This is a genomic window from Pseudomonas petroselini (genome assembly GCF_045037875.1).
Classification (GTDB): domain Bacteria; phylum Pseudomonadota; class Gammaproteobacteria; order Pseudomonadales; family Pseudomonadaceae; genus Aquipseudomonas; species Aquipseudomonas petroselini.
The window spans coordinates 5,046,436-5,072,174 of sequence record NZ_CP173614.1; the positions used below are offsets into that span (position 1 = coordinate 5,046,436).

Genomic DNA, 25,739 nt, shown 5'->3' on the forward strand with positions numbered 1-25,739 from the left:
TTTTCTGCGGACGCAAAGCAGCCCGGTTGGTTAATTCAAAATAGAGAGAAGATCTCTTTGATGGTTGCTGATTTGCGATGACCCGGCCCGAGTAGCACATAGACGCTATTCCGAGTTTCGAACAGAAAGCCGTCGTTGAACGCAGTGCCCATACTCGACCTGACCCAGTGGCCAGGTTCAAAACGTCTCTGCTCGTCATCCACGACCTTGTGGGCAAACATAAACATTGGTTGGCAGCCTGCGGCGGCTACTTTGGCTCGCTCTTCGTCGGTGACGATGGTGTCCAAGATGATCCATTCCTCGACGACGCACAGGGGCATCCATTTGTAGCGCTTTCTGGCTGCAGACATCGCGTCTTCGAGGCTAAGTTCTGAGCCAACTAGAGAGGCTCCCGGGTCTCCCAAAAGGCCCGCATCGATCACTCTAACCATGTGCTGCCTCCGAAATCATTTACGAGTAGTACGCCTGCTCACCAGAGGCTTGCTGGAAAGTCCGCGCGCTGGTCTTCACGGGCAGCAAAACGCTCTCACCTAATTTCCATAAATTGCCAAAATGAGCTTACGAAAGCTTCGCTATGAGCCGTCTTGGTCGCGATATGCGCAATACTACCTCGTTTTGGTATTTAACGGAAACCCTCCTGTGTGGCTATATCCTGACTTTTGAGTGAGCCATGCAGCTTAGAATCGCACTCGCAGGCGCCATCCGAGCACTGCGTAAGCAGCGTCAACTTCGGCACGAAGACCTTTCTGACGCCTCCGTGAAATCTAAACTCAGCGCCCTCGAGCGAGGCGAAACAAGCATTACTCTCGAGAAGTTCGAGAGCCTTGCTGAGGGCCTTCGAATAAACCCTCTGGCCCTCCTAGCTCTATGTATGTCCCAACAGCAAGACACCCCTTACCCTGTCCTCGTGGATGCTGCCCTGAAGCAGCTGCAAGCGTTTGAGAAAGAAGGAGGTCTTGGAATTCTTGCTGAACAGCTCACTGATGGAGGGGTTGCCCCCCGTAAGCCTGGAAAGCCTCAGAACAAGGGAAGCGAAAGCGTCGTTCGCGAGCTTAAGACTGCTGGAATGAATCAATCGCAGATTGCGCGGGAGACGGGGCTGGCTCTATCGACTGTGCATCGATATTGGAAGAGGATTAACGCTACCGAATCTAGAGCTGATTGTTAGAGGACAATGCTGGATTGACGCACTTGCTCTCAAAGGGCTCGGGGCCGTGCGTTGAGATTGAGCTTGGCTTACACGACAACGCGAGGCCGAGCGGAAAGATCGGTTTGCCGCCAAGTGGCTTCGATCACTGGATAAGCTTATTTCCGGCTTAATCCATAGCCCCCTGCGCACGAGAACCTCATAAGCGATGGTGCCAGATCCTGATTCAGGATTTACACAAATGCGACATTAATGTCTTTTTTCGACATTATGAAATCTCTGCCCTTGAATTCGTTTTTCAAAACCGGAGATCTATATTTTGAACTCAAAAGAAAAGCAGCGTTGCGGCGTTTTTCAAGGTAGTTGTCGTGTCTCCCGTCTTGCTAGGCGACCTTCACGACAACTGTCAGCTCCCTTTCGGGGTTGAGGTGCACCGTCCCGATAGGGTCCCAGTTGCGTGTCTCGCCTGACCACCTTTCAGGCCTTTTTTCTCTCGCTTGCCCATAGATTGCCGCCCTCCGGGCCAGGATTTCCCGGTCTTTTCTCTCGTGGCGCTGGGCGGGTGTCACGAAGCGGATTCGGCTATGACGATGCTCGGTGTTGTACCAGGCCATAAAATTCCTGACCCAGATACGCGCGTCATCCAGGCTGCCAAATCCATCCTGCGGCCACTGCGGGCAGTACTTCAGCGTTCTAAACAGCGACTCCGAGTAAGGATTATCGTTGCTTACCCGGGGTCTTCCTCTCGATGGCGTGATACCCAGGTCGTACATCTTGGTCAGTAACGTCACCGATTTCATAGGTGCGCCATTGTCCGAATGAAGCACCAGCGGCTGACGCCAGCACTTCTCTCTAGTGACACTTCGTTGCAATAGGACAGCGGCTTTTTCACCGTTTTCTGCTTCGTAAACTTCCCAGCCCACAGCCTTTCGGCTGTAGATATCCTCGATCAAATACAGGTAGTAAAACTTCCCTCGAACCGGCGACGGCAGGTACGTGATATCCCAAGACCACACCTGATTGGCGGCTGTCGCCGCGTAGGTGGTGGGTGCTTCATGGCGATGCGGGCGTTTGGCGCGGGAACGATGATGCTGCTGATCTGCCGCATGCAGCACTCGGTAAAAGGTTGCCTCCGATGCCATGTAACGTCCTTCGTCAGCTAGTCGTGGCACGATCTGGCTCGGTGGCAGATGTGCGTAGGCCTTGCTGTTGCACAAGGCCAGGATGGCTTGGCGCTCAACATCACTCAGAGCATTATTCGGCACTGGCCTCACCGTCGTGGTGCGCCCATCTGCCAACAACGCTTCGGGCAGGATCCAGCGTTGTAGCGTGCGTAGCGAAATACCGACTTCTAGACACGCAGGCGCCCTGCGGGCGCCCGCCGTGATGGCTTCGGTGAGCCAGTCGACGAGAAGATGCCGTTCTGGCAACAAGGTCAATTGTCCTCGTCGTCGTTCCCCCAGTAGGCATTGAGCTTTTTTCGCAGCACCAGCAATGCGACTGTTTCAGCCAGCGCTGCATCCTTTCGGCGCAGCTCACGCTCCAGCTCCCGAATCCGGTTCTTATCCTCCTTGGTCTCACCAGCGATTCCTTTTTTCAGCGCTGAGTGATTAGTGCTGTTGGCAATGAAAGCTTTGCGCCAGCCGTCAATTTGCGCAGGGAAAATACCGTTGCGACGGCAATACTCACTCAGCTCCAGCTCCGACAAAGCTGATGATTCGATGACTGCCATGAGCTTGGATTCGGCAGACCAACTTTCAGGCGACTGCTTGTTTTCGGACAACTGAGAACCTCTGGCAGCAGCTTGCTTACGCCAATAATGAAGAGACATGTCGCTACAACCTTCACGGCGCGCGACCTCCGACGCTGAAAGGCTCAGCGGCGGAAGCATCATTTTCAACAGTGCAGCTTTGCGTTCTTCTGAATAGAAAGGCATGACCTTACTCTTGCCGCCCCCGGAATACTTTTAAAAAGCGGAGGACACGACAACTACCCTGACACCGGGGGGTTGCCTGCACCGGCCCATTTTTCATTTTGGAAATGAGGCTGGTTCGCTGGCCGCTGTTTTTATCTGACCCTTTCGATATGACAGCTTTTTAAGCTCACTCTCAAGCAAATACCGTCGCTTATGGTTGCCCCAACGCACCTTGTAACCTGCTCGTTAATTTGGGGCCGTAGGCCCCGGCTCGTTTTGCAAACAAAAGCCAAGTATTTGAGTTTACTTTTTGTGGTTTGTACGAGATTTGGTGTGATCTGAGATCAAGAAAATCCAGCGAATCAGCTAGAGGTATAGTTCCGTCTAACCCGCTCAGGTTCCACCGGGATGCCCTCGGTTTACAGATACGAACATGCCGGCGATGATCCTGGCGTCGAGCAAGGCGTGGTGAGGCAGCTCTTCACCCTCGCTAGTCGGAGAAAGGGTTGTTGCGTCAGTAGGGAAATTACGAACGATTCTGGGCCATCGCCCGTCCTCATATACCAGGTCGCAAAAAAGCTCCCAATCGAACTGAGGGGCATCAGTGACGATCTCGATCTCTTTTTTGAACGACGTCAGAAATCTGAGCAGCGACATCCTGGCTTCAATAATGGACAACGCGTAGCTCCCACCCCACAGCTGTGGAAGCACGGTTTCCTTTACGAAATCACTGCAGTCTTCTTCTTGCCAAGCATCGAGCAATTCCACGTAGAATTCGTGCCCATCCTCAGCGACTAACGCCAGTGATATCAGCTTCGCTGCCGCCGAGAGCTCGGTAAACTCGCAATCAAGAAAGACCATCATGTTGCTGGAACTCCGTTATGACTAGGCCTCGCCTGGATATGGTGCAGGAAGGTCAGCTGTGGGAAATGGCTCTCAAGCATTTTGGCTCAGACGGGCTCCTCAAGGTAATCATAGAAATGTGGAGTCACGCTGCTCCTCCGCCCAAGCCAGTCGTGGAATACCTGTCCACCAAACAGGTGAGTCAAGAAATCCTGAATATACTGAAAATTGCCCAAGAGCGAGTCGGTGCATTCGTTGCTGATCGGATAAGCGTTTTCGGACGATTGAGCTATGAAGCTACACCGTTGAGTTAGCTGAAATGACTCGAAAAGGATTTCTGGGGCACTGTATTAGGCCAATGTGCTAGCAACGAGCCCTTACAGACTGACCGCTCTAAATTGATAGCGAAGTGGCGAGTACGAAGCGGCTGGGAAATCTGGATTAAAATTACGCCCTGCCAGACTTACTGGCATAAACACTACTTGAAAGCAGAAGGACGATTTTCACAAGGATTAATATCAAGGCGGGGCATCGCCAGTCTTTGAAAATCATCGAGCGCCTGAGGTCGCTAGACCTGGGGTGACCTGTTGATGCTGAAGACTTGGTGCTCAACGCCCCACGCCCCGGCGTCATTGTAATGTACGACTCCGGGCACTCCCAAGGAAACGTGAGGGCTAAACTTTGCAGAGTTGTCTACGTAAAGTATCAAGCTTCAAAAGCTCGTCATAAGTAGCGATGATATCGAATAATCCCCACAACCCGGGCGACGGTTGCTGTTCAGTTTCCTGCCCAGGTGGGACTGTGATCAAGACTTGACTACACTCGCCCAAAACGTTGTCAAGTACCCTACAAACCATCGTTAAAGCGTCACGAAGGCTTTCAGTTTCGCTACGAAGCTTATCCGTTTCTTCTGGCGAATTAGGAAGAACACCAGAATCGATATTTCTGATTGTGAGTTTCAACTGGTCTATTTGGCCATTCAAACTCGCATTGCGGATCTTAAGCGCTTCGAAATCCGAAGTAGTAACGACAGGAGTTTCCTCTGCAGACTCCTCTATCTTGCCGCTCCGATCTAGATAAAGACGATAGTCGGAATTCCTAAGCAGCGTGACATGGCTAACGGGCTTAAAGCCTTTGACCTTAGTCTTTTCAGGCAACGACTCGAAATCTCGGTATTCAAACTCTTTCACAATTTTAGCAACGTCGATTGCCAAATTTGTGATGTTCGGATACGTAGCTTTAGACAGAATATCAAGCGCACTACGAATATGTCTAATGCGTAATGCCTTGTGCTCTGCTCTATAATTATCAAACGGATCGAGTCGCTGAACCAATGCTATGCTCCCATTTCTGATAACCCCATGTTAGCAGAAAGTGATAAAGCGGGCCTAGCTACCATGCTGACATTGGCGCTGTCGTGACTGATTTTCATAACGTCCCGGACGCTGAGCATGCCCGTCGTCATCATGCTGGAAATCTGTGACGCCAACTGATGACTTGCAGGTTTGTTACTCGGCTTCAGTAGCTCATCATACTTGCCTTGGTTCACAAGCATCCTCATCCTCATTTGGGCGAACTGCGCATCAAGCCGAGGACTGGAAAGATCCGGAAAGTTCTGAACATCGACCAAGCGCTTCAGGACGTGGTCGGATTCTGAGAATCTCGACTTTCTGGAAGTGAGCCATCAGTCCATCCTTCTCTCGGAGAAAAAAACTATTTGCCTCTCCGGTTTGCGCCATCAGATACAGTTGCTGCTCAATAGCCTCCAGGGCGTAAGCTTCCAAAGCATGGTGGTCATACTCAACATACAAATTTTCCAAAATTTGCGGATTGCGAGCGCTTGGCTTGAGAGCTCGATACTCTTGAATTTTGTCAAGCACGACCTTCATCATCTCTTTTGCTTTATCTTTTTCTGCACTCACAGCCTGTAAGTGATCGATACCACGGATGGCATAAGGGCACAACGCGCATTGACGGTGCCCACCGATTTTGGATACTACTTCCTTCGGACAACGATTATCGAACGGGCAAATATGGCAGTTATTGAACGCGAGCTTGGTGTAAAGTCTTGCGCGCAGAGTCTCAAGCCCGTTCTTGTCATCCGCTACACCCGCGAGGCTGATCAAGCCGTGAGTTTTAATAGCCTGCACTGGATCTTTTTCAATAGACGTCATCAATTTAGCATGAAGCTTGAGGACGGTCTCAGCAAGTTCAGGAGCATCACCCCGCTCAATACTCTGCATGTTTTTCATCATGTAATCAGCGAGCAACTGTTGGTGATCAGACAAATTGTCGCCATCAAAAATTGCGTAATACCAGACAAGCGCCTCACTCTGACCTGTCAAATATTGACCGATGATCGAAGGCGGTAGGAGCCTGATCGCGTCAGATACGAACCCCGCGCGCAATGCATGGGGTGTGTGTGGGCTGACCAGATCATTGACGGCAAGCTCTCTGAGGAAATATGGCGAATAGTCGAGAAAAGGAGCAGGCGAACCACCCTCAGACTTGACGAAAACCAAGTCTTCCCCGGAGGTGTCCTGCATCTGAACGCGAATGAAATGCTGCAGAATCAACATGTAAACACGAAACTGCCGAGAGTTATTCCAATCAGAGTCTGTATTCCCTTGCCCCCTGAACAGGGGTTTGTATCGACCAAATTTGGATCCCTCAACCATGCCATACCACAAGTCCTGCTTGTAACTAGCCGAAGTGCACGCGTCATACCACTTGCGCTGCCTATCCATGATCTCTATAGCACGCATAGCAACAATCGCAGTCCACTCTCCATGCGACTTGTCTGAGCTTACAAACATGGGTTGGAATGGAAGAGCGCGAAAGCGATCCACCCCACGATCATACTTATCTTTGTCCAGCCAAATCAGATGCTGCTGACGGATACCAGTGTGACACATCAGCTGCGTCAATCTGACTTCATTGGGAGAAATACGTCTAACTACTTCACCCCTAATCTCGATATCGACAATCTTATAAAAACGGGGGAGAAATTTGAAAGTCAGTATTTTATTTTCATGATAAAAGATCGGAGTATAATTCAAAAGACTCTGATTGACCTCATCGATACCCTTAACATTGCGACCGATCAATCCCGCCCAAGCATGACTATGAGTGAGCTCGGCCGTGGAGGGCTGATAAAGCTCACCACCCAAAACTCCATAGTTGACATCTTGCTCTAACTGGCCATCGTAATATGGCATACAGTTAATGTGATCGACCAAATACTCAAGACTGTCAAGCATGCTGATAAATGTGGAAAAATACGGTCTTGGAACCGGAATTTTGTCAGTGCCAGACCTTTTTGAAACAGCTGGATAGCACGCGCTCGTAAAATTATTTTTAAACTTATCGGCACCTGGCAACACCATATTATTGTCTTCGACATAATCACAAAAGCGATCAACGATGCCTACTCGAGCGTAAAGAGTATCGCTACCCCACCCTTTTACACGAGAAAACTCATTAACATAACCAATAAACGTTCTTGGCGGCTCCTTTTCATATAGGATTACACCGTCAAGAAAAACTGACTCTCGGGTAAAAAAAAGGGTGCAATTGAAGTCATTCAAACTCTTAGGATAGTCTAAGAGATCACCATCCCGTTGGAGGAAGAAATTAGGCAGGTAGCACATGACATAACTCATGAGCAAGCCGAGTACAAACTCATGATTCGTAGAGTTTTGGAGCCTCATCGAGTGCATGAACGATTTGTAAAAACCGTTTACCATCGAGGAAAATACTTTCACAGGATAACGCGAAGACTCATAAAAAAGCGAATCTTCGCCCTCCCCTCCAATGTAGAAAATTTTCTTAAACATGTGGGACGGAAAATATGTACTAAAATCCTCTGCGAAATTCATCTCTCGCTCACCGGATGCAATCTCTTGCGCTGCCGCATAAGACTTTTCATACGCGCTTTCAGCTTTCTTTTCTACTTTTCCAACCCGGATCCGCCCTCTATAGACCCTCGCAGGCTTGTTCTTGCGCTTTTCAAGCTGGTATTGGTTGATAACATCCTCAACCATCTGTTTCTTTTCCGCGCTCTGAGACGAGAGTGTGAGAAGAAAGTCATTGACGTAGTACCTGCGCAATGGCAACTGTCCTGATCCATTAGCAGCTGAAAACAGGCTATTGGCATCGGATTGCGAGAGATCCTCAATGGTGTAGGCAGTGGTGCTCAACAGAAGTCTCAACCAGAAGTTTACGCGGCTGCTCCCACTATCAAACTCTTCTCTCTTGAAAAGACTTTTGATCTTGGATTCAGGGTGCACGCCGCGAATCAACGTCAGATTTTCTACATTCAACTTCTCACAAAGCGTATCAAATACTTCTGGCATATGGGCGATAGTCTGCATCCCGAGAGGAGCAACAAAAACTTTCCGTGCCCATAGCGTAATAAAAACTAAGCGAAACAACTGAGAAATTGAACCTTCGTAGGCGGCTGAGAGCCCCGAAAGCCTAGGATCAATTTCGCTCCAGCGCACTTTATTATTGCGGAACGTTGCCTCTAATGTCAGCTGAACCTCACTCACGCCCCACCCTTCAAAGGTCAGAGCACGCCTAAAAACAGACTCGACCCGATCTGCAGCACTATCGGGCTGTGCGCCATAGTATTTTTTATAAAGGGTTCGAACTGTCGCAACAGCCTTAACGAAGTGCGGAGCAACCTCATTTTCTTCCACGAGCCAAATCGCATTGACAGGGTGCAAATTAATCATTATTTACTGTCGCTATGCAGTGAGAGTTTGAGTTGCTTGAGTTCATTCTCGAGATGCTGAATCTGAACGTGTGTCACGCTGTAGTTAGCCGTTGACATGCGAAGCATATTGATAGCCGCGAATGTTGCCTCAAGCATTTTTATATCTTTACGTGCGTATCGCTCAGTTGCCTTGATGGTTTTATGCCCCATGAAGACTTGCACAGTTTTCAAATCCAGTCCGAATCTGTTATGACCAACCGGATTAGGGCAATGGTTCACTAGGTAGTACGCGTACATATGACGGAGCGAATGAAAGCCGTAGCTCATGCCGGTAATTTTCTGCGCAGCTGAACGGAAGCGCTCGTAAACGGCCTGATAAGACGTGGGCATGGGGCCTCCGTCACGAAGATTACGAAATAAAAATCTGTGCGCTACCGGACGGTGCCTACTCGCTTCTAGAGCACGCTGTTCTTGGTCATACAACCCTAAGTAATGCCAGAACATTGAAGCAAAGGGCTGGATCAAAAACGTATCAGGCTTAACCCGCCCCTTATGGTCAAGCTTTTTGAGCTGATGCTCAGGGATGTAATGAATCAAAACATCTAGACGCGTGTCAGGATCAACGATAAATACCTTATTATTTTTCGGATTATCGGTATCGATATGAATGTCGTCCCACAACACTGTAAGCGCTTCCGAAATCCGGCAGCCGGATGCTGCTAGCAAGCTCCACAGCACCTTGTCGCGCAGACACTTAGCGCTTTCAATCAAATCCCTACACTTGTCAATTGGAAAGGTTTTTTCATCCCCTCCAAATTCATCAGTGCGCGACACTGTCGAGGGCTTAGATACTGGGCTCAGGTGTTTCTGTTTGATCCGTTTTGCGCCCCCTGCGATGCAGCCCGCCATCCAGCTGTTCGCCCTGATCGCAGCCCTGACATTCCGAGGCGCCTCCATGTACCTGGTTGTAGTGAGCGGCATCATCGAGATAGCCATTTCAGAGACGTACCCGCTGTCCTGCATCTGCAGCAATGCTTCCCTCATCGCCTCACTAGCGGTAATGAAATTATTTACACCCGCAAAATGCACTGCAATAGAAGCGCCACCCAGTTCTCTGCTACCAAGCACCCTCGCAGCCTCTCTGGCTACGGATGATGTGCTATAAATACCGCTGACCAGGTAGCTCTCATAGCTATCTAATGCCTCTCGCAACTGCAATGCAGTAAGGCCACCGCACTGAATACTTACTTGATGAATATAGTTCAGCATTTCACGCACAGCGTAGCAGTATGTACGTGTGGTTTTGAACGCTTTAGCTCTAGCAAGCTGATAAGCCCACTCATCGAAGAACTCTGTCATCGTGTGATCAGGGCAAATCATTCGGAACGTAAGAGTTCCATTACGTGTCGTCTCAAACAGCTCGACATGGTTCATACGTAAAGGGACGACCGCGTTCAAATGATCATGTCCTTGTTTGAAACGCCGACATGTAACTGAAGCCTTTCAGTTGATTTCGAATTCACTATACCATCCTGTTTAATCACGTTTTTTCTAAGCTTTAGACCAGGCACTAACAATCGACAGCGTGTTTTTCGCTGGATGGCGACCATAAGCGTGTCACACCCTCGAGAAAGGGCGGATAATTAACGTTGGTATCAATCGTGGAGTCAGGGCCGAAAGATCCTGAACATACAAACTAGCATCGTGATTTTTATCGGCCTGACTGACAGTTAATAAAGCCCACTAACTGTCTCAGGCAAATACATTCTCTTCAGATTTGCAATCCTTCTGTGCAGTTTCAGCGATAACTGACGCTAAAGTGGCACGCATCCTGACACACAAAAAACAGCTGATCAACAAGGTGCAACAATCTTTATTGCACCTTAGAGTATGCTCGTAGCATACCGATTCTAGATCGGCCGCATTGGTACCTGATATCCGATATCGACCCCCGCCGCTGTACCCCAAAGCAGTCGCCACAGAATGGCGGCCAAGGAGCTACCACGCTGTGACAGCGCCAATTAAAGATACAACCTGATGAATGATCGCGCCCCGCGTGCTCTCCCACTGTTGAAAGGGCTCGAAAGGCTTGAGACCGTCGGACATCACCACCCTCACCTAACACTCACGACCTTAAGAGCATTCCCCAGGCGCAAGAGCTTTACAGTTGAACGCGGGGCAAGGCGTGGAGACGACCAGAACGCCGAGACGCTGAAGAAGATGGGGAGCTATGGGACTACCTGAATCGTTCAGCATTGAGTAAGCAAGCCAGCTTTCGATCATGATAGCCAAGGGTGAGCTATAGACTCGGAGGGTTCGCAGCACAGACCTTCCCGGCCAGGTGAGGTATCACGTTCTCACAAAGTGGCACCCACCTATAAACGATTAGCTTGCGAATGCCCGATGAGAGATCTCAGGCATCCGCTGACTGAGCAGCTTTTATGAATTCCTGAGGCTTAGGATGAGGACGCGCGCACATCGGAGGCGCCACCCGTCACCGCTGTGCGCAAGGAATGTAGGGGGAGCGGATATCAGAGAGACGTCGGTAAGCTGCAATTGCCAGGATCTTTCTCTCTGAGAACGGATCACACGTCATAAGGCGCATCTAGGTTGTTGCGCCTTTATGAAGGTGTCGCAAGGGTGAGAAGCTCCTTACGAGAGATCAGTGCAAAAAGCCATAAAAAAAGGGCCTAGGATTAACCTAAGCCCTTGATTTTGTTGAGTTCGCGGCGGGAAACCAGGGATTCGAACCCTGGGAACGCTATTAACGTTCGCCGGTTTTCAAGACCGGTGCATTCAACCACTCTGCCAATTTCCCGTGTATTCCGATGACGCGATGAAGCGGTACTGCAAGGTGCAACTGGAGATAGCCTTAGATAAGAACCCTGGGAACGCTATTAACGTTCGCCGGTTTTCAAGACCGGTGCATTCAACCACTCTGCCAATTTCCCGTGTATTCCGATGACGCGATGAAGCGGTACTGCAAGGTGCAACTGGAGATAGCCTTAGATAAGAACCCTGGGAACGCTATTAACGTTCGCCGGTTTTCAAGACCGGTGCATTCAACCACTCTGCCAATTTCCCTTGTGCGTCACGAGATTATAATAGCCCATCCCGTCTCAGCGGGCGCCATAATACCCGAATGAAACACACTGTCAAACTCTCGCCATCGCTTGTTACAGAGCGTCTGTTATGATCTTTGCGACTGAACGTTTCAAAACCGAAGGAGTGTCGCCATGCGCGAACAGAATTACGCAGTGAATGGCAACGCGCAGGCTGAGCAGCTTGAAGTCAGCCGCGTGTTGCGCAACACCTATGGCTTGCTCGCCCTTACCCTCGCCTTCAGCGGCTTGATGGCGTTCGTGGCGCAGCAGATGCGCGTCGGCTACCCGAATATCTTTGTCGTGCTGATCGGCTTCTATGGTCTGTTCTTCCTGACCAACAAGCTGCGTGACTCGGCGTGGGGCCTGGTGTCGGCGTTTGCCTTGACCGGTTTCATGGGCTTTATCCTCGGCCCGATACTCAACCGCTACCTCGGCATGGCCGGTGGGGCGGAAGTGGTCAGTTCGGCGTTTGCCATGACGGCCCTGGTGTTTGGTGGTCTGTCGGCCTACGTGTTGATCACCCGTAAGGACATGAGCTTCCTGGGCGGCTTCATCACCGCGGGCTTCTTCGTGCTGCTGGCGGCCGTGGTCGCAGGCATGTTCTTCCAGATCAGCGGTCTGCAACTGGCGATCAGCGCAGGTTTTGTGCTGTTCTCCTCGGTGTGCATCCTGTTCCAGACCAGTGCGATCATCCACGGCGGTGAGCGTAACTACATCATGGCGACTGTCAGCCTGTATGTGTCGATCTACAACCTGTTCATCAGCCTGTTGCAGATCTTCGGCATCATGAGCCGCGACGACTGATCGCTAGCGCAATAAAAAATGCCCCGTATCGAAAGATACGGGGCATTTTTGTTTCTTACGTATCGAGAGCAGCCGATCAGTACTGGTTGGGCTCCATTTCCAGATCGACCTTGAAACGCTGTGCAATGTCGCGCTGGATACGCTGCGCCAGGTTGGCGATATCGTGCCCGGTGGCACCGCCGTAGTTGACCAGCACCAGCGCCTGCAGCGTGTGCACCCCGGCATCCCCCTCACGAAAGCCCTTCCAGCCGGCCTTGTCGATCAGCCAGCCGGCCGCGAGCTTCATCTGCCCATCGGCCTGTGGGTATGCCACCAGGTCCGGATACAGCGCCTGCAGTTCAGCCGCCACCGCCTGGGACACCAATGGATTCTTGAAGAAACTCCCGGCATTGCCCAGCTCTGCCGGGTCCGGGAGTTTTTCCCGGCGGATGCTGCAGATGGCCCGGCTGACATCGCTCGGCGTCGCGTCGGTAATGCCCTGCCCTGCCAGACGCTGCTGCACCGGGCCGTAGTCGAGTGTGAGGTGGCTGGCGCGACTCAGGGCAAAACGCACCCTCAGGATCAGCCAGCGCCCGGTCTCGTGCTTGAACAGGCTGTCACGGTAGGCGAATTTGCATTCTTCCAGGCTGAAGTCGCGCAGTTCGCCAGTGTGTCGGTCCAGAGCGGTGAGGCCGACGAACACATCCTTGATTTCCACACCGTAGGCGCCGATGTTCTGCATGGGGGCTGCGCCAACGGTGCCGGGGATCAGACTGAGGTTTTCCAGGCCGCAGAGCCCCTGTTCCAGGGTCCACAGCACGAACGGGTGCCAGGCTTCACCCGCCTCCGCTTCGACCACCACCTGCGTGCCGTCATCGTGCAGCACACGGATGCCTTTGGTGGCCATGCGCAGCACCAACGCCTGGATGTCCTGGGTCAGCAGCAAGTTGCTGCCACCGCCGATCACCAGCAACGGCACCGCCTGCGCGGCTGAATAGGCCAGGGCCTCACGGACGTCTTCGTCGCTGTGGGCCTCGGCGAATAGCCGGGCACGTACGTCAATGCCAAAGCTGTTGAATGGCTTGAGCGATACCTGCGCAAGCACCTGCAAGGTCATAACCGCCCCTTCAATTCGATCACCAGTAAATCACAGGCACGTTCGATCAAGTCCAGGACCCGTTCGAAGCCTTGTTCACCTTCGTAATACGGGTCGGGGACTTCGTCCACTTCAGCTTCGTAACGACGCAGGAACAGGTCCAGCTCCGCCTTGCCCTGCGCCGGCTGCATGGCCTTGAGGTTGCGCAGGTTGCTGTGGTCCATGGCCAGGATCAGGTCATAGCGCGCAAAGTCGGCGCGCGAGACCTGCTGGGCCCGCTGGGCCGACAGATCGTAGCCACGCACCAACGCCGCACGCTGGCTGCGTTGGTCCGGCGGGTTGCCGATATGCCATTCGCCGGTACCGGCGGACGCTACGTCGACCTGCCCCGCCAGCCCCGCTTCACGCAATTTATGGCGAAGTACGCCTTCTGCGGTGGGCGAGCGACAGATATTGCCCAGGCAGACAAACAGGACCTCCATCAGGCCCCCAGCAGGCGACGGACGCGCTCAAGGTCTTCCGGGGTGTCGACACCGGCCGGCGGCGCTTCCAGCGCATCGCCCACGTGGATGCGCACGCCGTGCCACAGCGCCCGCAGTTGCTCCAGGGATTCGGTGTTTTCCAACCAGCATGGGCCCCAGCTGACGAAGTCATGCAGGAAACCGGCGCGGTAGGCGTATATGCCGATATGGCGGCGGTAGGGCACGCCTTCCGGCAACACATCAGGTTGCTTGGCAAACGCATCGCGGGCCCATGGCAAGGTCGAACGGCTGAACGTCAGCGCCAGGCCATTGATGTCGCTGACCACCTTCACCACGTTCGGGTTGAACAGGGTCGCGATGTCTTCGATCGGCTCGGCCAGGGTCGCCATGCGGGCTTCGCCATGGGCTGCCAGGTTGGCGGCTACCTGGTCGATCACGCTCGGCGGGATCAACGGCTCGTCACCCTGCACATTGACCACGATGGCATCGGGCGCGAGGCCAAGTTTTGTGGCGACTTCGGCCAGGCGATCGGTGCCGGAGTTGTGATCTTCGCGCGTCAGTACGGCTTCGGCGCCGAAGCCTTGGCAGGCTTCAATGATACGCGGGTCATCGGTGGCCACCACCACGCGCTCGGCGCTGCTTTTGCAGGCCTGTTCCCACACCAGCTGGATCATCGGCTTGTCGCCGATCAGTTGCAGCGGCTTGCCCGGCAGGCGGGTCGACGCATAGCGGGAGGGAATGACAACGGTAAAGGCTGTGGTCATTTATCCAGGCGCTCATCGGTGGTCAGGGTGCGGGCTTCGCTTTCGAGCATCACCGGGATGCCATCACGGATCGGGTAAGCCAGGCCGGCGCCTTTGCTGATCAGCTCGGTTTTGTCGGCGCTGAGCTTGAGCGGGCCTTTGCAGATCGGGCAAGCGAGGATGTCGAGCAGTTTGGTGTCCATGAGTGTTTCCTGGAAAGAAGCGGTTTAAGGCAAAAGACGGGCAGGCAACAGACGCATCAACTGCGTGTCGAACCAGGCAACGAACGCCGGCGACGGCAGTGCATCCACCGCAAGGTACCACCAGTCGGGCTGGGCAAAGGCGCGGCACTTCACCGCGTCCTTCTCGGTCATGACCAGCGGCAATGACGGCGTAAAATTCAAGACCTCGGCACTGTATGGCGCGTGGTCGGCAAACGCATGGGGTATCGGCTGCCAGTGTAGCGTTTCAAGGGTATTGAAGAAACGCTGCGGGTTGCCGATGCCGGCGACCGCATGCACTTGCTGGCCCGGCGCAAAATGATCGACCGGCTGGCGCTCGCCGGTCTGTAGATTGACCAGCGCGGCGGGCTGCAAGCGAAAGGCAAAACCGCCCTCGCGGTCGCTGGCGGCGCCGTTATAGAGCAGCGCGTCGACACTTTGCAGCCGCTCCACCGGTTCGCGCAACGGCCCTGCCGGCAGGCAACGGCGGTTGCCCAGGCCACGGGCGGCGTCGATCAGCACCAGTTCAAGGTCACGGGCCAGGCGGTAATGCTGCAGGCCGTCGTCGGAGAGAATGAGGTCCAGGGTTTCACTGGCCAGCAGCGCCTTGACCGCACGGCTGCGATCGGGATCAATCATTAGCGGTACACCGCAGCGCTGCACAATCAACAAAGGTTCGTCACCTGCCACGTCAGCGCTGTGGCTGGCTTCGACCCGCCACGGCAACTGTGGTGGCTTTGCGCCATAACCGCGACTGACTACGCCCACGCGCAAGCCGCTGCGTCGGCAGTGCTCGATCAACCAGAGGATCAACGGCGTCTTGCCCGTGCCCCCCACGGTGATATTCCCGACCACGACCACCGGCACCGGCGATTGATAGATCTCGCCCTCACCCGCCAGGAAGCGTGCGCGCTTGCGTTGCACCACCCGGCGATACAGAGATTCCAGCGGCCGCAACAGTGCGAGTGCCGGATGGCCTTCGTACCAGGCCTTGAGCAAACGATCGGACATGGCCATCAGGGTGGGCTCGCCGCCTCGACGGTGGTCATGCGCAGATGGCTGAAGCCGAGCTTGCCGGCGGCATCCATCGCAGTGATAACGGCTTGGTGCTGGGTCTTGCCATCGGCGCTGATGGACAACGGCCGCTGGGTGTCACCGCCTGACTCTTTCTGCAACGCATCCATCAGGCTGGCGAGGTCGTTTTTCTCGAGCAACTGATTGTTCACCGAAAACACCCCGTCAGCGCTGATGGCGATGTCCAGTTGCTTGACTTCCTGGTCTTCGGCCGGCGAGCCGCTCACGGCTTCCGGCAGGTCGACGCGCAACTCGGTTTGTCGGGTGAAGGTGGTGGTGACGACAAAAAACAGCAGCAGGATAAACACCACGTCGATCAGCGACGCGAGGTTGATATCGACATTTTCCCGTTGCTTGCGGCGAAATTTCACGCTTTGCCCCCAACCAGATCCACGTCACGGTCGCCCTGCACCACTTCCACCAGTTTGATGGCTTCCTGTTCCATGCCCACCACCAGCTCATCAATGCGACGCTGCAGGAAACGGTGGAAGAATACCGAAGGAATACCCACCATCAGGCCTGCTGCCGTGGTGATCAGCGCCTTGGAAATACCACCGGCCAGCACGGCCGCGTTAGTGGTCATGCCGGAGCCCATGAACGAGCTGAAAATATCGATCATGCCCAGTACCGTACCCAGCAAACCGAGCAAGGGCGCCATGGCGGCGATGGTGCCGAGGGCGTTGATGTAGCGCTCCAGTTCATGGATGACGCGCGCGGCGGCCTCTTCGATGCACTCTTTCATGATCTCGCGACCATGCTTGGAGTTGGCCAGGCCGGCGGCGAGGATTTCACCCAGCGGCGAATTGGCGCGCAGCTCCTTGAGTTTGTCCTTGTCCAGCTGCTTGTTCTTGATCCAGGACCAGACCTGCCCCAGCAGATGCTCGGGGGTAACGCGACTGGCACGCAGGGTCCACAGGCGTTCGGCGACGATGCCGAGTGCGGCGATAGAGCTCATGATGATCGGCAACATCATCCAGCCGCCGGATTTGACCAATTCCCACACAGTGAATGTCCCCTCGAAAAAGTGCGCCACTTTACCATATAGGTTCGTCGGCCACAGACCCCATCGGCCGCGGCTGCCAGAGCCTAAGGTAACCGCTCGCGCCAGAACCTGCGTTGACTGCGCGCAACAACCGGTGGTGCGAAAGCGCCCAATTGCACGCGCACAGCCCCATGCTCGGCACTGTCATACACCTGGCTGCCCAACCGCTGGTAGCGCGCCATCACCTGGGGATGCGGATGGCCGAACGCATTACCCCGCCCCCGTGAAATAAGCACGGAACCAGGGGCGAGGCGCTCCAGAAACGCCCACGACGAAGAACTGCGACTGCCATGGTGCGGCGCTTGCAACCATTCAGTGGGCACCGCAAGCGGGGAAGCGAGCATGGCCTGTTCGGCGGCGCGGTCAATGTCGCCGGTCAGCAGCAGGCGCTCGCCATTGGCCTGCACCTGCAACACGCAAGACTTCGGATTGCCACTGATGGCGCCAGGCCACTGCCAGAGTTCGAACGTCACGCCGTCCCAGGTCCAGCGCTCGCCACTGATGCACGGCTGGGTGCCGAGAAACGCCGGCAGCCCGTCGGTTTCTCCACCCACTACGCGCTTGATCGGCAGGCCCTTGGCAATCGCTGCCGCGCCACCGGCATGATCGGCGTCGGCGTGGCTGAGCAGCATCAGGTCCAAGGCCGCTACCCCAAGCTTTCGCAACGACGGCAACACCACGCGGGCGCCCAGGTCAAAGGTTCCGGAGCGTGGACCGGCGTCATACAGCAAAGTGTGGTGACGCGTGCGCAAAATCAGCGACTGTCCCTGCCCGACGTCCAGCTGCACGACCTCCACCTGCCCATGGGGCACCCGTTCTTGCGGCGGAAACACCGCCAGTAACAGCATCGGCCAGCCCAGCAGCCGAAACGGCACGCCCTTGGGCAGCAGGAGCAGCACCGCACCGAGCAGACTCACCAGCCAGTAGCCCAGCGGCACCTCGGCCGGGATCCAGGCAGGCATGTACCCGGCCAGCCACGCCAAGCCGTTGAACAAGCCGTCCAGCGCACCGCCCGCCAGCCACAGCAATCCATCACCCACCCACGGCAGCGGCAGCAACGCGGTCCCCAGCAACGCCAGCGGCAATACCACCAGGCTGATCCAGGGCACCGCAACCAGATTAGCGAACGGTGCGCTGAGGCTGATAGGCAGCCCCAGCACCAGCAAGACCGGAAACAACCCGATGGCAATCAACCACTGCGGCCGGGTCCACGCCTGCCACAGGCTCCACGGCCCCAGCCGTCCGCCAAACGCCAGGACCAGCACCGCCACCGCCGCAAACGACAGCCAGAACCCTGGCTGCAGGCTGGCCAACGGCTCCAGGACCAGCACCGCATTGAGTGCCAGCAGCAATGGCCACCACAGCCCCAGATGCCGGAAGCGCAAGCGCCACAACAACACCAACCCGACCATCACGCAGGCGCGCTGCACCGGCACGCCAAACCCTGCCAGCACGCCGTAACCCAGCGCGGCGCTGAACGCCAGGCCGCACGCCCAGGGCAGCCATGGCCAGGTTCGCGGCCAGCAGCCGTAGTGCGCCAACCCGGCGATCACCCCGTAGATCAAGCCCGCGAGCAAACCGATGTGCTGGCCGGAAATGACCAGCAGATGCACGGTGCCGGTGTCCTGCAACACCTGCCAATCGGTAGCGGCCAATCCGGAACCATCGCCCAATACCAGGGCCATCAGGCCGGCTTCCCGGCCCTGCGCATCCACCACCATCAGGCGCTGGCGCACGTTGTCACGCCAGGCGTGGCGGGCCGGTGCCAGACGCTCGCCGTCCTTCACCGTGCCGGTGGCGCCAATCCGCTGGGCCAGCAGCCAGGCTTCCTGATCAAAGCCGTGGAAATTCAGCAACCCGGCCGGTCGTTTGAGGGTGATCGCCAGGCGCCAGCGTTCACCGCTGCGCACCGGCGGCCCGCCACGCCAGGACACCCGGATGCGTGTGGGCAACCGCGCGTTACGTGACCGGCTGTCGGTCAGTACGAAACGCACGCCCTCGCCCGTCTGTTGCGGCAGACCGGTGACCCACCCTTCTACCCAACGCGTCTGGCCGTCCAATACTGGCCGCAGGCGGTCATCCAGGGCCCACTGTGCGCTGATGCACGCCCAACTCAGCCCCAGCAGGAAAAACGCCAAGGGGTAAGTGCGAAACGGCAGCAGCATCAACGCCAGCACCAGCAGGGCGATCAGCCAGCCGGTTGCCGGCAATGCCGGTAGAAAACGCAAGGCCAGCAGCCCCAGCGCAAACGTGAACATCCCTGTCCTCATGAATCATCCTTTTCAAGTGATCCACTCAGTCTTAGCCGAGCACCCAGCGCGGCCTATGATGTTTTGTCACAAAGTCTGAATTTTCTGTTTATAGAATGCGGGCATACTTGCCCCTCGAACTGACCTGGACCCCTTATGCCCCGGCGCTTATTCAAACGGTATATGCCTGATCCCAGCAGTATCCGGGAACACAAGTCATTACAGTTTCTCGGCACGTTGCTGCATGACCCGAACCTCTGGCACCTCAACCGCCACTCGGTCGCACGCGCAATGGCCGTGGGTTTGTTCGCGGCCTTTATCCCGATTCCTTTGCAGATGCTGCTGGCGGCGGTCCTGGCGATCACGGTGCGCGGCAATATGCCCATCGCGGTCAGCCTGGTGTGGCTGACCAACCCGATTACCATGCCGGTGGTCTTTATCTGCACCTACATGACCGGCGCCTGGCTGATGAATGTGCCGCCCCGCAGCCTGCCCGATGACCTGACCTGGGAATGGATCAGCGGCCAACTGAGCACCTTATGGCAGCCGTTCCTGCTCGGTTCAGTGGTGTTGGGACTGGTGCTGGGCGCCCTCGCCTACTGCCTGACCATGGGCTATTGGCGCTGGTGGGTTGCCCATCAGTGGAAAAAGCGCAAACAACGCCGCGCCTAGCAGGCCCGCCAGCGCAACTGCACGCGCAGCCCTTGCCCCACACCCTGCGCACTTCGCGCTCGGTGTAGCCGATGGCCTTGAGCTTGCGGCGGTCTGCCAGTCATTCTTAATGGCTGATCACTCAAGATTCCCCCGCCGTGGGCAATCGCCGCCGGACGCCAATTGGCTTGAAGATTGCCATCTGTCATTAATTTGCAAGATTCCTCGCCGCGCAAATGGCTACACTGCGCAGGTGGCGCGGGCCGGATGCCCGCGCAATTCCGTAGATATCAATGTGGTAGCAGGAGAGTGGCGTGCTGACAAGAATGGGGATAAAAGGCCGCGTACTGTTGCTGACGTTATTACCGACCAGCCTGATGGCCTCACTGTTGGGGGGCTATTTCACCTGGATGCAGCTCTCCGAACTGCAGACCCAACTGCTGCAACGCGGCGAAATGATCGCCGAGCAGTTGGCCCCGCTGGTGGCGCCCGCCCTGAGCGCTCGCAACACCGACCTGCTGGAGCGCATCGCCACCCAGTCCCTGGAGCAGCCGGACGTTCGCGCCGTGTCATTCCTCAGCCCGGACCGCGCATCGCTCGCCCACGCCGGCCCGACCATGCTCAACCAGCCGCCGATCGGCAACAGCTCTCACCTGCTGCAGCGCACCGGCAATGACGCCACCCGCTATTTGCTGCCGGTGTTTGGCCGCCATCGCAACCTCGCCGGCGACCTGATCCCGGATGAGGCCGATCGCCTGCTGGGCTGGGTCGAGGTGGAACTGTCCCACAATGGCATGCTGTTGCGTGGCTACCGCAGCCTGTTCGCCAGCCTGTTGCTGATCGCCATCGGCCTGATCTGCACCGCGGCGCTGGCCCTGCGCATCAGCCGTACGATCAACTCACCGATCGGCCAGATCAAGCAAGCCGTGGCCCAACTCAAGGACGGCAACCTGGAAACCCGCTTGCCACCGCTGGGCAGCCAGGAACTCGACCAACTCGCCTCGGGCATCAACCGCATGGCCGAGACCCTGCAGAATGCCCAGGAAGAACTGCAACACAGCATCGACCAGGCCACCGAAGACGTGCGCCAGAACCTGGAAACCATCGAGATCCAGAACATCGAGCTGGACCTGGCGCGCAAGGAGGCCCTGGAGGCCAGCCGCATCAAGTCGGAGTTCCTGGCCAACATGAGCCACGAGATCCGCACGCCGCTCAACGGCATCCTCGGCTTTACCCACTTGCTGCAGAAGAGCGAACTCACGCCGCGTCAGCTTGATTACCTGGGCACCATCGAAAAATCCGCCGACAACCTGCTGGGCATCATCAACGAAATCCTCGACTTCTCGAAAATCGAAGCCGGCAAGCTGGTCCTCGACAGCATCCCGTTCAACCTGCGGGACTTGCTGCAAGACACCCTGACCATCCTTGCCCCCGCGGCGCATGCCAAGCAGCTGGAACTGGTGAGCCTGGTCTACCGCGACACGCCGCTGGCGCTGGTGGGCGACCCGCTGCGCCTCAAGCAGATCCTCACCAACCTGATCAGCAACGCGATCAAGTTCACCCGCGAAGGCACCATCGTCGCCCGGGCGATGATCGAGGACGAGCAGGAAGACAGCGTGCAATTGCGCATCAGCGTGCAAGACACCGGCATCGGCCTGTCCAGCCAGGACGTGCGCGCGCTGTTCCAGGCCTTCAGCCAGGCCGACAACTCACTGTCGCGCCAGCCCGGCGGCACCGGGTTGGGGCTGGTGATCTCCAAGCGCCTGATCGAGCAGATGGGCGGTGAAATCGGCGTCGACAGTACGCCGGGCGAAGGCTCGGAGTTCTGGATCAGCCTGAACCTGCCCAAGACCCGTGACGACGTCGAAGACCTGCCGTCCGCGCCGCTGCTGGGCCATCGTGTGGCCGTGCTGGAAAACCACGAGCTGGCGCGCCAGGCGCTGCAGCATCAACTGGAAGACTGCGGCCTGGAAGTCACGCCGTTCACCAGCCTTGAAAGCCTGACCAACGGCATCACCAGCGCCCACCAGACCGACCAGGCGATTGACCTCGCGGTCCTCGGCGTGACCGCCAATGACATCCCGCCCGAGCGCCTCAACCAGCACTTGTGGGACCTTGAACACCTGGGCTGCAAAGTGCTGGTGCTGTGCCCCACTACCGAACAGATGCTGTTCAACCAATCGGTGCCCAACCCCAACAGCCAGTTGCAGGCCAAGCCGGCGTGCACGCGCAAACTGCGCCGTGCGTTGTCCGACCTGATCAGCCCACGCCCGTCGCGCAGCGAACCGGGCGAGCCGCTCTCCAGCCGGGCGCCGCGCGTGCTGTGCGTGGACGACAACCCGGCGAACCTGCTGCTGGTGCAGACCCTGTTGGAAGACATGGGCGCACGGGTGCGTGCGGTGGAAAGCGGGTATGCGGCCATCGACGCGGTGAAGCAGGACACCTTCGACCTGGTGCTGATGGACGTGCAGATGCCCGGCATGGACGGCCGCCAAAGCACCGAGGCGATCCGCCAGTGGGAAAGCGAGCGCAGCGGCACGCCATTGCCGGTGGTTGCCCTTACCGCCCACGCCATGGCCAACGAAAAACGCGCCTTGCTGCAAAGCGGCATGGACGATTACCTGACCAAACCCATCAGCGAGCGGCAACTGGCCCAAGTGGTGTTGAAATGGACCGGTCTGGCCCTGCGCAATCAAGGCCCGGAACGCGCCACCGACGGCCTCGGCCCCGGCGTGCAACTGCCGGTGCTGGATCATGAAGAAGGCTTGCGTCTGGCCGCCGGCAAGGCTGACCTGGCGGCGGATATGCTCGCCATGTTGCTGGCCTCCCTGGAGGCCGATCGCCTGGCCATCACCATTGCCCGCGACGCCAACGACAACAGCGCCCTGATCGAACGTGTGCACCGCCTGCACGGCGCGACCCGTTACTGCGGCGTACCGCAACTGCGCGCCGCCTGCCACCGCGCCGAAACCCTGCTCAAGCAGGACGACGCCAAGGCCCAGCACGCGCTGGACGAGCTGGACATGGCCATTGCCCGGCTGGCCAGCGAAGCGCGGGTCAGCGCCTGACGCTACTTTATGGGCGCTGATCACCTGTGGGAGGGGGCTTGCCCCGATAGCGTCGTGTCAATCGAAGCATCTGTAGCTGACACACACTAGTCGGGAGCAAGCCCCCTCCCACCATTGATCAGCGTTTCCGACGGATTAATTGCAGGGAGCTTTTTGATGCGCGTCATTTTTTTCAGCAGCCAAACCTACGACCGCGACAGCTTTCTCGGCGAGCCGCTGCCGCCAGGCCTGGCGCTGCAGTTCCAGCCCGCCCGGCTCAACCTCGACACCGTGGCCCTGGCCGAACACCACGAAGTGGTGTGCGCGTTTATCAACGACGACCTCAGCGCCCCGGTGCTGGAACAGTTGGCCAAGGGCGGCACGCGGCTGATCGCCCTGCGCTCGGCGGGCTACAACCATGTGGACCTGACCGCCGCCAAGCGCCTGGGACTGACCGTCGTGCGCGTGCCGGCCTATTCGCCCCACGCGGTGGCCGAACACGCGGTCGCGCTGATCCTCGCGCTTAACCGCCGCCTGCACCGCGCCTACAACCGCACCCGTGATGGCGATTTCAGCCTGCATGGCCTCACCGGTTTCGACCTGGTGGGCAAGACCGTCGGCGTGGTCGGTACCGGGCAGATCGGCGCCACCTTCGCCAAGATCATGGCCGGCTTCGGTTGCCGACTGCTCGCCTATGACCCCGTCCCTAACCCGCAGGTCGAGGCCCTGGGCGCGCGCTACGTAACCCTGCCCGAATTGCTGGCCCAGGCGCAGATCATCAGCCTGCACTGCCCGCTCACCGCCGACAGCAAACACGTGATCAACGCCCGCTCGCTGGCGCAGATGCAGCCCGGCGCGATGCTGATCAACACCGGCCGCGGTGGGCTGGTCGACACCCCGGCGCTGATCGAGGCGCTCAAGGACGGCCAACTCGGCTACCTCGGGCTGGATGTGTATGAGGAAGAAGCGCAGCTGTTTTTCGAGGACCGCTCCGACCTGCCCCTGCAGGACGACGTCCTCGCGCGCCTGCTGACCTTCCCCACTGTGATCATCACCGCCCACCAGGCGTTTCTCACCCGCGAAGCCCTGGCGGCCATCGCCGGTACCACGTTGGCCAACATTGCCGCCTGGGCCGAGGGCCGGGCGCAGAACCTGGTCGAAGGATGATCAGCGGTCACATACCAGGCTCATGATGAGCCGGCACCCGTGATAGGATGCCGCGCCTATTTGGAGGATCCATGGCCGAACACGATTTCCGCTTCAGTTTGCTGAGCCCGCAACACACCCTGATCGAATGCCGCGCCCTGGTGCCGGGCCGTTACCAGGTGACTGGCAACGGTGGTTCGATCAAGCATGGCGACGTGCTGATCGTCACCCTGCGCGGCAGTAAAACCCTGTCGATGCGCCTCACCGTCGAAGGTGACGCGCGCTACTCCATCCGCCCGGCGGGCCAGTGGGTCGCGATGGCCCAGGGGCCGAAGTTCGGCGAGTTGGAGATTCACACCTGGAAGGTCAACTGCGACAGCTGCGATGCGGTGTTGGAGTTCGAATTTGCGGTGGAAACCAAGCTGACCAAAGCGCCGCTGCAACCGGCCGCCAATGCGCGGATCGCCGAGTTGGGCTGGGCCAGCGAGGGCGACAAACACCGCTGCCCTAAATGCCAGAAGGCCGCACAATGAAAGGCCTGCTTCTGCTCGCCGCCGTCGGTGCGGCCTTGACGGGCTGTGCCGGGGACTCGGTCAAGCTCAAGCAGGATCACAGCTACGTGGTGGAATGGATTGGCGAACGGCCGCTGATGGATTACGCGCACCTGACCGTCACCCTCGGCGCCGATGGCCGCGCCTACGGCAATGGCGGCTGCAACCATTGGTTTGCGCCGTACACCCTGGAAGGCGACACGCTCAGCTTCGGCAAGATCGGCAGCACTCGCAAACTCTGCGGCGAAGCCCTGATGGAACAGGAACACCGCTTCTTCCAGGCCCTGCAAGGCGTGCAGCGCTGGGACATCTCGCCGATCGAACAGACGCGGTTCTGGCCGGCCGAAGGCAAGCCGATTCGCCTGTGGCTCGAAGAAGGCTGATTTTCCCACTCTATGGATTGATGGAAGCTAAATGTGGGAGGTGGCAAGCCCCCTCCCACAGTTATTTTGAGTTGTGGCTTTAACCGCGCAAGGCCTTGAGCTTGGCCAACACCCCTTCCGCCGTCTGCTCACCCATCAACTGCTCGCGCACCTTGCCCTTGTCATCAATGATGTAGGTCACCGGCAACGCCTCGCTGCGTGGAATATCGAAGATCCCCTCCGGATTCTGCGCCAGCACCGTGAACTTGATGCCCAGCTTCTCACTGGCTTCCTTCAATTCGGCGCCCTGCACATTGTCGAAGTTGACCCCGAACACGCCCACGTTCTGCGCCTTCAGTTGTTCGGCCAAGGCATTGAGCTCGGGGATTTCCGTGCGGCACGGGCCACACCATTCAGCCCAGTAATTGACCACCAGCCACTGCTTGTCCAAGCGCTCGGCCGCCACTTTCTGGCCATATTGGTCAACGCCGTAATCGTTACCGCAGCCGCTGAGCAGCAGGGTTGTGATGATCGCCAATGCACCGATCAGTCGCCTTGTCATGGGG

General features: G+C 57.1%; 22 protein-coding genes, 1 tRNA gene and 1 pseudogene. 7 read left to right on the top strand and 17 right to left on the bottom strand.

The genetic code is table 11. The features are described 5' to 3' along the window. Window positions 1–35: 35 nt before the first annotated feature. Window positions 36–431, bottom strand: a complete 396-nt coding sequence (locus tag ACI512_RS23135; protein ID WP_236383698.1) for a DUF6957 family protein — start codon at window positions 429–431, stop codon at window positions 36–38. 239 nt (window positions 432–670) lie between these two features. Here ACI512_RS23135 and ACI512_RS23140 point away from each other — a divergent pair, with 239 nt between their 5' ends. Next, window positions 671–1,168 carry a helix-turn-helix domain-containing protein gene (locus ACI512_RS23140; protein ID WP_405121372.1) on the top strand — a complete coding sequence of 166 codons (498 nt, stop codon included), beginning with the start codon at window positions 671–673 and terminating at the stop codon, window positions 1,166–1,168. A 362-nt stretch (window positions 1,169–1,530) separates the two neighbouring features. Here the strand turns inward: ACI512_RS23140 and ACI512_RS23145 are convergent. The 6 genes from ACI512_RS23145 to ACI512_RS23170 form a co-directional block, all read right to left on the bottom strand. Continuing rightward, window positions 1,531–3,083 (bottom strand): IS3 family transposase gene (locus tag ACI512_RS23145; protein ID WP_405121373.1). Its coding sequence is split into 2 segments (ribosomal slippage): window positions 1,531–2,621 and window positions 2,621–3,083, totalling 1,554 coding nucleotides; the frame shifts between segments, so codons are not numbered across the junction. A 372-nt stretch (window positions 3,084–3,455) separates the two neighbouring features. Beyond that, window positions 3,456–3,926: a 3'-5' exoribonuclease gene (locus ACI512_RS23150; protein WP_236383697.1), complete on the bottom strand. Its 471-nt coding sequence runs from the start codon at window positions 3,924–3,926 to the stop codon at window positions 3,456–3,458. Window positions 3,927–4,579: 653 nt separating this feature from the next. Further along, a complete protein-coding gene (locus ACI512_RS23155; RefSeq protein ID WP_064055422.1) occupies window positions 4,580–5,239 on the bottom strand; it encodes a hypothetical protein in 660 nt (219 codons plus the stop codon). Window positions 5,240–5,488: 249 nt separating this feature from the next. Continuing rightward, window positions 5,489–8,641 carry a hypothetical protein gene (locus ACI512_RS23160; RefSeq protein WP_405121374.1) on the bottom strand — a complete coding sequence of 1,051 codons (3,153 nt, stop codon included), beginning with the start codon at window positions 8,639–8,641 and terminating at the stop codon, window positions 5,489–5,491. Further along, window positions 8,641–10,080: a site-specific integrase gene (locus tag ACI512_RS23165; RefSeq protein ID WP_236380501.1), complete on the bottom strand. Its 1,440-nt coding sequence runs from the start codon at window positions 10,078–10,080 to the stop codon at window positions 8,641–8,643. The genes ACI512_RS23160 and ACI512_RS23165 overlap by 1 nt, the downstream gene beginning before the upstream one ends. Window positions 10,081–11,352: 1,272 nt before the next feature. Continuing rightward, window positions 11,353–11,440: transfer RNA gene (locus ACI512_RS23170), tRNA-Ser, on the bottom strand. Between the two features lie 418 nt (window positions 11,441–11,858). Here ACI512_RS23170 and ACI512_RS23175 point away from each other — a divergent pair. Continuing rightward, window positions 11,859–12,530, top strand: a complete 672-nt coding sequence (locus ACI512_RS23175) for a Bax inhibitor-1/YccA family protein (RefSeq protein ID WP_236380503.1) — start codon at window positions 11,859–11,861, stop codon at window positions 12,528–12,530. Between the two features lie 76 nt (window positions 12,531–12,606). Here the strand turns inward: ACI512_RS23175 and murB are convergent, their stop codons facing one another. The 8 genes from murB to ACI512_RS23215 all read right to left on the bottom strand — a co-directional run bounded on the left by murB (window position 12,607) and on the right by ACI512_RS23215 (window position 19,437). Then, on the bottom strand, window positions 12,607–13,626 hold the full coding sequence (gene murB, locus ACI512_RS23180) for a UDP-N-acetylmuramate dehydrogenase (protein WP_236380506.1): 1,020 nt from the start codon (window positions 13,624–13,626) through the stop codon (window positions 12,607–12,609). Beyond that, window positions 13,623–14,087: a low molecular weight protein-tyrosine-phosphatase gene (locus ACI512_RS23185; RefSeq protein ID WP_064055418.1), complete on the bottom strand. Its 465-nt coding sequence runs from the start codon at window positions 14,085–14,087 to the stop codon at window positions 13,623–13,625. The genes murB and ACI512_RS23185 overlap by 4 nt, the downstream gene beginning before the upstream one ends. Further along, entirely contained in the window at window positions 14,087–14,851 is a 765-nt protein-coding gene (kdsB, locus tag ACI512_RS23190) for a 3-deoxy-manno-octulosonate cytidylyltransferase (protein WP_012724908.1), read from the bottom strand. The genes ACI512_RS23185 and kdsB overlap by 1 nt, the downstream gene beginning before the upstream one ends. Then, window positions 14,848–15,033 carry a Trm112 family protein gene (locus ACI512_RS23195; RefSeq protein ID WP_003174668.1) on the bottom strand — a complete coding sequence of 62 codons (186 nt, stop codon included), beginning with the start codon at window positions 15,031–15,033 and terminating at the stop codon, window positions 14,848–14,850. The genes kdsB and ACI512_RS23195 overlap by 4 nt, the downstream gene beginning before the upstream one ends. A gap of 24 nt (window positions 15,034–15,057) precedes the next feature. After that, entirely contained in the window at window positions 15,058–16,068 is a 1,011-nt protein-coding gene (lpxK, locus tag ACI512_RS23200; RefSeq protein WP_236380507.1) for a tetraacyldisaccharide 4'-kinase, read from the bottom strand. Beyond that, on the bottom strand, window positions 16,068–16,496 hold the full coding sequence (locus ACI512_RS23205) for a biopolymer transporter ExbD (protein WP_012724910.1): 429 nt from the start codon (window positions 16,494–16,496) through the stop codon (window positions 16,068–16,070). Before ACI512_RS23205 ends, lpxK begins: the two co-directional genes overlap by 1 nt. Further along, window positions 16,493–17,128, bottom strand: coding sequence for a MotA/TolQ/ExbB proton channel family protein (locus ACI512_RS23210; RefSeq protein ID WP_012724911.1), 636 nt, complete (start codon window positions 17,126–17,128; stop codon window positions 16,493–16,495). Before ACI512_RS23210 ends, ACI512_RS23205 begins: the two co-directional genes overlap by 4 nt. Before the next feature lie 83 nt (window positions 17,129–17,211). Further along, window positions 17,212–19,437: a DNA internalization-related competence protein ComEC/Rec2 gene (locus tag ACI512_RS23215; protein WP_236380510.1), complete on the bottom strand. Its 2,226-nt coding sequence runs from the start codon at window positions 19,435–19,437 to the stop codon at window positions 17,212–17,214. 135 nt (window positions 19,438–19,572) lie between these two features. Between ACI512_RS23215 and ACI512_RS23220 the strand changes: the two genes are divergently transcribed. Continuing rightward, entirely contained in the window at window positions 19,573–20,088 is a 516-nt protein-coding gene (locus tag ACI512_RS23220) for a DUF2062 domain-containing protein (RefSeq protein WP_012724913.1), read from the top strand. 10 nt (window positions 20,089–20,098) lie between these two features. Here ACI512_RS23220 and ACI512_RS23225 read toward each other — a convergent pair. Continuing rightward, window positions 20,099–20,179, bottom strand: a pseudogene (locus ACI512_RS23225) (DNA-binding response regulator); the annotation flags it as partial. 202 nt (window positions 20,180–20,381) lie between these two features. Here ACI512_RS23225 and ACI512_RS23230 point away from each other — a divergent pair. From ACI512_RS23230 to ACI512_RS23245, 4 genes are all read left to right on the top strand, one after another. After that, on the top strand, window positions 20,382–23,135 hold the full coding sequence (locus ACI512_RS23230; protein WP_064055412.1) for a response regulator: 2,754 nt from the start codon (window positions 20,382–20,384) through the stop codon (window positions 23,133–23,135). A gap of 156 nt (window positions 23,136–23,291) precedes the next feature. Then, window positions 23,292–24,281, top strand: a complete 990-nt coding sequence (locus ACI512_RS23235) for a 2-hydroxyacid dehydrogenase (RefSeq protein WP_236380514.1) — start codon at window positions 23,292–23,294, stop codon at window positions 24,279–24,281. A gap of 71 nt (window positions 24,282–24,352) precedes the next feature. Beyond that, entirely contained in the window at window positions 24,353–24,793 is a 441-nt protein-coding gene (locus tag ACI512_RS23240) for a hypothetical protein (protein ID WP_046035510.1), read from the top strand. Continuing rightward, the gene (locus ACI512_RS23245) at window positions 24,790–25,194 is read left to right on the top strand and encodes an META domain-containing protein (protein ID WP_064055409.1); all 405 of its coding nucleotides are present in this window, start codon (window positions 24,790–24,792) and stop codon (window positions 25,192–25,194) included. Before ACI512_RS23240 ends, ACI512_RS23245 begins: the two co-directional genes overlap by 4 nt. A gap of 79 nt (window positions 25,195–25,273) precedes the next feature. Here ACI512_RS23245 and ACI512_RS23250 read toward each other — a convergent pair whose 3' ends face one another. Beyond that, the gene (locus ACI512_RS23250) at window positions 25,274–25,735 is read right to left on the bottom strand and encodes a TlpA disulfide reductase family protein (protein WP_012724918.1); all 462 of its coding nucleotides are present in this window, start codon (window positions 25,733–25,735) and stop codon (window positions 25,274–25,276) included. Window positions 25,736–25,739 lie beyond the last annotated feature (4 nt).